We start from the raw sequence: 7,967 nt of genomic DNA on the forward strand, positions 1-7,967 counted from the left end.
CACAGGTAACGTCCTCCCAGGAAGACGACCGGGCTGTCGCCACAGTCGTCCTACTTTATCGGCGCTCGAGCCTCACCGGCCATGCCTCAGAAACTTCGCCGCGCAGCAGCTTGACGAGCGTGCCGGTGAGCCAGAGATAATGACCGTTCGGCAGATCAGGCTCTGCGAGAAATCGACTTTCACCCAAGGGAGGTTGATTCGTCGTTTTGAAAATCGCCGTGCCTTCGTCCAGCTCATCAAACATGGCGACATAGAGCATCTGCGAGCCAGCCTGCTTGGCCGCGAGCGCCTGTGACCAGAGGAATTGGCCGCCAAGACGTGGAATGGCATCGAACTTGGCCTCCTGGCCGCGTGACTTGGAGAGGTTCTGCCAGCTAAAGCCGGGGAAGATCACGGGCAGGTAGTCGAGCTTGCGCTCCGCACACCATGCCACGTCCGGCTTCAAGGTTTTCTCGACTCGATTGGCCGCGTCCTGCGGCGTGCCGAGTCTTCCCACGGCCCACGGGCTGACGATGTCGGCGCGGGCGATGAGTTCATGCAGTTTGGGATCTTTGATGCAGTCGTGATCGAGCGTGCGCCAGTAGTAGGGCACGCCAAGCATGATCGCGCAGCCGTCATCGTGCAGGAAGGTGATCAAACGTGACCATTCATCGAGCAACGGCTCACGATCATTGAAGCCGAGGCCCCAGAGCGCGACGAGCGGCTTGCCGTGGTGATGAAAATACGCGGCACCATCGCGGTCGAGGCGCTTTTCCGTGATGAGGCGCTTCCAGTCGTTGATGACGAGTTGGATGCCGTCTTTTTTGATGCCGCTGAGGTCATACATGAGCGTCCAGCCGCGTCCGTTGGCTTTGGCGGCGTCTTGGCAGTGCGCGAGCACCTGATCCATCGGCTCGCGGAAGCGTTTGTCACGCGTGGTGGTGGCGAAGCGTTGCAGGAAGGCACCGTCGATGCCGTAGTCGCGCATCCATTTGAAATGAAGCTGCACGACGGACTCGCGCACGGAGCTGAAGACCTCAGCGGTGCGGCCATCGGCGTGCTTGAAGGGCGTGGCGAAGCGGTCCTGTTGAGGTATTTCGCTCACATCCGGCCACATCTCGATGTGCGCGTGTCCGGGTTCGAATTTTCCACCTGCGGCGTAGTGATGCCAGCCATTGCTGCTGCCGTCACCCTCGCAGCGGAACCAGCCCTGATAGCCGCAGACGACTTTGCCGGTGAGCGTGCTGGTATCGACGACCTGGGCGCTCAGGCTAATGACAACAAAGGTGCAGAGAAGAGGCAGAGCGCGTCTCATGGGCAGATGATGGCAGATGATTGCGGCTCTTTGCCAGTTTTCGTTTTCCAATTCGTATTCTGCATCCACTTCTCACTCCTAACCATGACTCCTCAGCAAAAAGCAGAATCCCTCGGCCTCACCTTCGCAAAACAAGCTCGCGGCTACCTGAACCTCTGCGTCCGCAGCGGCAACCAGCTCATCACCTCCGGCCACGTCAGTGACCTCAAGGGCAAGCTGGGCGCGGGCGTCTCGACCGAGGACGGCTACAAGGCGGCGAAGAACTGCGCGGAAAAGGTGCTGCGCTCGGTGTGGGACACGCATGGCACGCTGGATGGCCTGAAGGTCATCAAAGTGCTCGGCTGCGTGAATTCGACACTGGAATACAGCGACCAGCATCTGGTGATCAACGGATGCTCCGACCTGCTGCATGAGATTTTCGGCAAAGAAGGCGACGGCTACCATGCACGCAGCGCCCTGGGCTTTGCGCAGCTTCCAACGGGCGCCGCTGTCGAGGTCGAGGCGATCTTTGAGATCAAGGCGTAGGCGGTTGTCTTTGGGGCGGGCGCGGGTATTCTCCGCGCCCCTCCAGACATGCCACGCGTCCACATCAAAACCTACGGCTGCCAGATGAACGAGCGCGACACCGAGCAGGTGTCACAAATGTTCGTCGAGCGTGGTTATACCATGACGGGGACGGATCTTGATGCGGATGTGGTGCTGATCAACACCTGCTCGGTGCGCGACCAGGCGGAGCAGAAGGCGCTAGGAAAGATGGGCATGGTTCGGCGGCGCAAGGTGCCGCTGGTGACCGGCTTCATGGGCTGCATGGCGCAGAGCCGTGGCGGCGAGCTGGTGGACAGGGCGAAGGTGGATCTCGTCGTCGGCACGCAGAAATATCATCGCGTGGTGGATTATGTGGATGAGATCATTCGGGCCAAGGAAGTGCGGCAGATGGATGATGAGCGTTTTTCCATCGTCGATGTGGATGAAGAGGAAGCTTCGCAGAACACCATCCGCGACCACACGCTGAAGGAAAAGCAGGCCAGCGCCTTCGTGAGCATCATGCAGGGCTGCAACATGAAGTGTACCTTTTGCATCGTGCCCTACACACGCGGTGAGGAGCGCGGACGGCCTATCGCGGACATCGTGGAGGAGGTGAAACGCCTTGCTGACCGTGGTGTGAAGGAAGTGACGCTGCTGGGGCAGATCGTGAATCTCTACGGCAGGCATGAGTTTCCGGCGGTGGATGGCAAGAGTCCCTTCGTGCAGCTTTTGGAGGCCGTTCATGAAGTTTCAGGCATCCAGCGCATCCGTTTCACGAGTCCGCACCCGATTGGCTACAAGAAGGATCTCATCGAAGCCTTCACTTACCTGCCCAAACTGGCCGAGCATGTGCATTTGCCGGTGCAAAGCGGCAGCAATGCCATTTTGAAGCGCATGCACCGGCCCTATACGACGGCGAAATTCACGGAGCTTGTGCAGCGCATCCGCGCGGCACGGCCAGACATCGCGGTGACGACGGATGTCATCGTCGGTTTCCCCGGCGAGACCGAGGAGCACTATTTGGAGACGCGAGAGCTCTTTGAAGACATCCGCTTCGACAACGCCTTTGTGTTTCGTTACTCCAAACGTCGTGGCACACCGGCGGCAGAGATGGAAGAGGCCACACAAGTGCCGGAGCGCGTCAAAGAGGAGCGAAACCAGGATTTGCTCGCGCTCGTGAACAGCATTGCGCTGCCGATGTATGACGCGCTCGTCGGCAAAGAGGTCGAAATTCTCTGCGAAGGTCCGAGCAAGACGAATGAGGCGCGTTTGACAGGGCGCACCGGCTCCAACCGCATTGTGGTCTTTGAAGGCCATCGTGATCGCCACGTCGGCGAGATTTTCAACGTGCGCATCACCGAGGCGGCCAATTTCACTTTGTTTGGTGATCCAGTGCTATTGGCATGAGTGCGAGGCTGCCCATCGAGCTGCGACCTCTTTCACGAGAGCATGTGGCGTCGTTTTGTCGGCTGGTGGTGGCGTTGGCGGAGTTTGAGAAGCTCCCGCCACCGGATGAAGTGGCGCAGATGAGATTGGTCAAAGATGCGCTGGGGCCGAGGCCGCGCATTGAAGTCTGGCTGGCCTTTGCGGGCGATGATCCGACTCCGTGCGGCTACATGATCCTCGTGGAGACGTATTCGAGCTTCCTGGCGCTGCCGACCTTGTATCTCGAAGACCTGTTTGTGCTGCCGGAGCGGCGCAAAGCCGGTGTGGGTGGCGCTTTGCTGAAGAAAGCCGTGGGCCTGGCGCATGAGCGTGGTTGCGGACGCATGGAATGGACAGCCCTGAACTGGAATGTGAACGCGCAGCAGGTCTATGAGCAGCGCCTGGGCGCGAAACGCATGAGCGAATGGCTGCTCTACCGCATGACCCGCGATGACATGGCCGCGTATCTGTCCGCCTAGGCCGCCGGGATCGACACGGTGGGGAAATCGATGAGCGAATAAACCTCGACCGGTTCCGGCTGGCCTTTCACCGGGTGGATGCCGGCGTTTTGATAAAGCTGCAGACCCTCAGGCCAGCCCGTCAAGAACGGGGCTCCAGCCAAAACGGGCACCTGCAGTTTTCGGGTGAGACTCTCAATGCGGAAAGTCACGTTCACGGCCTCACCGACGGCGGTGTTGTTGCCACGGCCCATGGCACCGAGCGCGACATCGCCGACGTTCAAGCCGACGTGGCAATAGACTTCGAGATTCATGTTTTCACGCAGCCGTTTGCGCTTCGGCGAGTCCCCGGCTTCCGGGCCGGTAAGCAGTTTCGCGGCTTCGGTGGCCTTGACGCGGGAGATGATGTCGTCACCAGGCCAGTAGGCGAACACGCCGTCGCCGATGAACTTGTCGATGATGCCGTCCCGTGTCTTGATGATCTTCTCGCAGTCCGCGTACCACTCACGCAGCATGGCAGCGACCTCCTCGGCGCTGAGCTGGGCGGAAATGGTGGTGAAATTGCGCAGATCGCCGACGAGCAGCGTGGCCTTCACCGTTTTCACCGGCAGGGCAATGGTGTGCAGTGATTGAGTGCTGACGTTGCCGGACTCGCTCGGCGGGCGCTCCTCCTCCTGGCTGTCGAAAATGAAGACACTGGTGCCAAACTGCACGCGGTCGCCATGCCGCAGGGCGCGGGCGGTGGTCACGGCCACGTCGTTGACGAAGCTGCCGTTCGCGCTGCCGAGGTCCGAAACCCAAAACAGGGAATCGTCACGCCGGATCGTGGCGTGCTGGCGCGATACTCCTCCGTCTAGCAAGCGGATGGAGGCATCCGGACTGCGTCCGATGAGGTTGAAGTCATCAAGAGTAATCTCGTGACCTTTATCGACTGATTTGAGGGTGGCACCCATGTGGGTTGGTAATTGATCTGCTCTTTTGAAGCAAGTTGCGCACCCATAGTCAAGCGCGCTGACAATCTAGCTACAAAGATTTTCGTCTGTTTTTTCCAGCCGGTGGCAGCGCCTAAGAGAAACAAGTCCTCCAACCTCTTTGAATCAGGACACCCGCAGACGTTGGATTTGCCATCCCTGCCCGCATCTCCACCATGTGTTGGATGACTTTTTCGCTCCCACGCACTGCGCTCGCCATGCTCGCCCTTGCCATGCCAGGAGCCGCGTGGGCGCATGTGGTCCCCAACATGACAGTGGAGGCGGATTTCGCTGCTGATGGCGGTTACACGTTGAGTATCAATGTCGATCCGCGCACTTTTCTGGCCGCCGACCCCACCACCCTGCCGCCGGTGCCTGGCTCGTGGTATCGGGAACAGACGCCCGAGCAACTCGCCGCCACGCACGAAAAGGCGGGCGAATACCTCACCCGGGCGCTGGGGCTGTTGTTTGGTGGTCAAAAAACACCGCTCCCAAACTGTGCCATCCAGGCCATCGACGGCGAGAGCAACACCCCGCTGACCGCCGAAACCCAGGAAGTACACCTCCTGGCTTCGGCTCAAGGCCGCGTTCCTGCCGGAGCGGCGTCTTTCCAGATCGACTTTGCCAAGGACGCCAACACCACCCTGATCCTGCTCCCAAGCCACGGTGGCAAGGCCGCTCCCCGCCCCCAGGTCATCTTCCCTGGTGAAACCAGCCGTGCCTACCCTCTGGAAACGAGCACACCTGCTCCGACCACGACGACGGCACCCGCCCCGGCACCTCAGCCACCGGCGCCATTGTTCAGTCTCGGACTGGTCATCACGTTGAGCGTTGTGGTGATGCTTCTCATTGTGGGATGGCGGCTGCTGAATCATTACCGGCACCACCACCGCGCCCACCGCAGGCCCCGGCCCGACGATGTGAACAACTAGCCCTTGTTCCAGCCTCCCAAACAGGGTTAATCCTGCCCTCCGCCGAATGCCCGACTCCTTCGTCCATCTCCACCTCCACACCGAATACTCACTCCTCGATGGAGCGGTGCGCATCGACACGCTCATGAAGCGCGTGAAGGAGCTGGAAATGCCCGCCGTGGCGATGACTGACCACGGCAATCTCTACGGGGCCATCGACTTCTACATGGCCGCAAAAAAGGCCAAAGTGAAGTCCATCCTCGGCTGCGAGGCCTACCTGGCCCCCGGCTCCATGATGGACAAAAATGAGGTCCCGGGCCGCAAACGCTCCTCCCACCTCACGCTGCTGGCCGCCAGCAACGAGGGCTTCGACAATCTCTCCAAACTCATCACCAAAGGTCATCTCGAAGGCCAGTGGTACAAGCCGCGTGTCGATAAAGACGCGCTGCGCGAGCATGCCAAGGGCCTCATCTGCCTCAGCGGCTGCATCAACGGCGAGATCAACGAATTCCTCCTCTCCGACCGCAAGGACGAGGCTGAAAAGAGCCTCCAGGAGTTCCGCGACATCTTTGGCCCCGAGAATTTCTACCTCGAAATCCAGGACCACAATTCGGAGGCCCAGCGCAAGAGCGCCCGGCAGATGATCGAGTGGGGCAAACAATACGGACTCAAAACCGTCGCCACCAACGACGTGCATTTCCTCAACCGTGACGATCACGAGTCCCACGACATCATGATCTGCATCGGCACTGGCGCGAGCATCTACGACCAGAATCGCATGACCTACTCCCCGGAGGTCCATTTCAAGACCGCCGAGGAGATGCGCGCACTGTTTTCCGAAGTGCCCGAGGCATGCGATGCCACGCTGGAGATCGCCGAGCGCTGCGATGTCAAAATCCATCTCGATTCGACCTCCATCGACCGCTACCCGCAGTATCCGATGCCCGACGGTGGCGATCGAAACGAGTATCTCCGTAAGCTCACGCAGGAAGGCCTCGAACGCCGCTACGGCCGCGACCGTGCGCTCAATGACGAGGCGCTGCACGAGCGCATGGAGGTCGAGCTCGCCCTGCTGAAGGAGAAAAACTTCACCAGCTACTTCCTCATCGTCTGGGACTTCATCAACTGGGCGCGTGAGCACGACATCCCCGTCGGTCCCGGTCGTGGTTCCGCCGCCGGTTCGCTCGTCGCCTTCTGCCTCGGCATCACGAACATTGATCCGCTGCGCTTCGAGCTCGTGTTCGAGCGCTTCCTCAATCCTGAGCGTGTCAGCCCTCCCGACATCGACATCGACTTCTGCCAGACGCGCCGTCCAGAGGTCATCCAATACGTCCGTGAAAAATACGGCGACCTCAGCGTCTGCCACATCATCACCTTCGGCACCATGGGGGCCAAATCGGTCATCCGCGATGTTGGTCGCGTGCTCGGCTGGAGCTATGGCGACAGCGACGCGCTGTCGAAGATGATTCCGAACGAGTTAAACATCGACCTGGAGGAGTCGGTGAAGAAAAATCCCGATCTCGCCGCGAAACTCGAGTCTGACACCAACGCGCAGGAGCTTTGGCGGCACGCCACCTTCCTCGAAGGCCTCACACGCGGCGTCGGCGTGCATGCCGCCGGCGTTGTCATCGGAGATCGGCGGCTGGACAACTTCATCGCCCTCACACGGGACAAGGAAGACGCCATCCTCTCGCAATACGCGATGAAGCCGCTCACCGAGCTGGGCATGCTCAAGATGGACTTCCTCGGCCTCAAAACGCTGACGGTCATCCACGAAGCCGAGTATTGGATCAACAAACGCGTTCCCGGCTTCAGGGTGGCCGACATGCCGCTGGAAGACCTCAAAACCTTCGAGCTCATCAAGCGCGGTGAAACGGTCGCCGTCTTCCAGATGGAATCCGGCGGCATGGTCAACACCTGCAAGCAGCTTGGCCCGGACACCATCGAGGAAATCATCGCTATCCTCGCACTGTATCGACCCGGCCCGATGCAGTTCATCCCGGACTACATCAAACGCAAAAAGGGCGAGGAGCAGGTCGAGTATCCGCATCCGCTCCTCGAAAAGATCGCCAAGGAGACCTACGGCATCCTGGTTTATCAGGAACAGGTCATGCAGGCCGCGAACGTGCTCGCGGGCTTCTCACTCGGCCAGGCCGACTTGCTCCGCCGCGCCATGGGCAAGAAGGACGCCGCCGAAATGGCCCGCCAGCGCCTCATCTTCGTCGAAGGCTGCCTCAAGACGAACGACATCCAGCAAAAGCAGGCCAACGCCGTCTTCGACTTGCTCGAAAAGTTCGCGCAATACGGCTTCAACAAGTCGCACTCCGCCGCCTACGGGATCGTGACGTATCACACCGCCTACTTGAAGGCGAACTACCCCGTC

The 7,967-nt window shown here is 60.1% G+C and carries 7 protein-coding genes; 5 read left to right on the plus strand and 2 right to left on the minus strand.

Annotation, left to right across the window (positions count from 1 at the left end; genetic code table 11):
• Window positions 1-55: 55 nt before the first annotated feature.
• On the minus strand, window positions 56-1,294 hold the full coding sequence (locus ACILSI_RS26295) for a glycoside hydrolase family 71/99-like protein (RefSeq protein WP_395724902.1): 1,239 nt from the start codon (window positions 1,292-1,294) through the stop codon (window positions 56-58).
• 84 nt (window positions 1,295-1,378) lie between these two features.
• Between ACILSI_RS26295 and ACILSI_RS26300 the strand changes: the two genes are divergently transcribed.
• The 3 genes from ACILSI_RS26300 to ACILSI_RS26310 are packed head-to-tail and all read left to right on the plus strand — an operon-like array spanning window position 1,379 to window position 3,723.
• On the plus strand, window positions 1,379-1,819 hold the full coding sequence (locus ACILSI_RS26300; protein ID WP_395724903.1) for a RidA family protein: 441 nt from the start codon (window positions 1,379-1,381) through the stop codon (window positions 1,817-1,819).
• 48 nt (window positions 1,820-1,867) lie between these two features.
• On the plus strand, window positions 1,868-3,226 hold the full coding sequence (gene miaB, locus ACILSI_RS26305; protein ID WP_395724904.1) for a tRNA (N6-isopentenyl adenosine(37)-C2)-methylthiotransferase MiaB: 1,359 nt from the start codon (window positions 1,868-1,870) through the stop codon (window positions 3,224-3,226).
• Complete coding sequence (locus ACILSI_RS26310; protein ID WP_395724905.1) at window positions 3,223-3,723, plus strand: GNAT family N-acetyltransferase; 501 nt, start codon at window positions 3,223-3,225, stop codon at window positions 3,721-3,723. Before miaB ends, ACILSI_RS26310 begins: the two co-directional genes overlap by 4 nt.
• Here the strand turns inward: ACILSI_RS26310 and ACILSI_RS26315 are convergent.
• Window positions 3,720-4,655 (minus strand): FHA domain-containing protein, encoded by a 936-nt coding sequence (locus tag ACILSI_RS26315; protein WP_395724906.1) that lies wholly within the window; start codon window positions 4,653-4,655, stop codon window positions 3,720-3,722. The genes ACILSI_RS26310 and ACILSI_RS26315 overlap by 4 nt on opposite strands.
• 203 nt (window positions 4,656-4,858) lie before the next feature.
• Between ACILSI_RS26315 and ACILSI_RS26320 the strand changes: the two genes are divergently transcribed.
• Window positions 4,859-5,605, plus strand: a complete 747-nt coding sequence (locus tag ACILSI_RS26320) for a hypothetical protein (protein WP_395724907.1) — start codon at window positions 4,859-4,861, stop codon at window positions 5,603-5,605.
• A gap of 46 nt (window positions 5,606-5,651) precedes the next feature.
• Window positions 5,652-7,967 (plus strand): DNA polymerase III subunit alpha (gene dnaE / locus ACILSI_RS26325; protein ID WP_395724908.1); only part of this gene is annotated, 2,316 nt, incomplete at its 3' end.

Source organism: Prosthecobacter sp., assembly GCF_044232965.1.
In the GTDB taxonomy this organism is placed as follows: Bacteria; Verrucomicrobiota; Verrucomicrobiia; order Verrucomicrobiales; family Verrucomicrobiaceae; genus Prosthecobacter.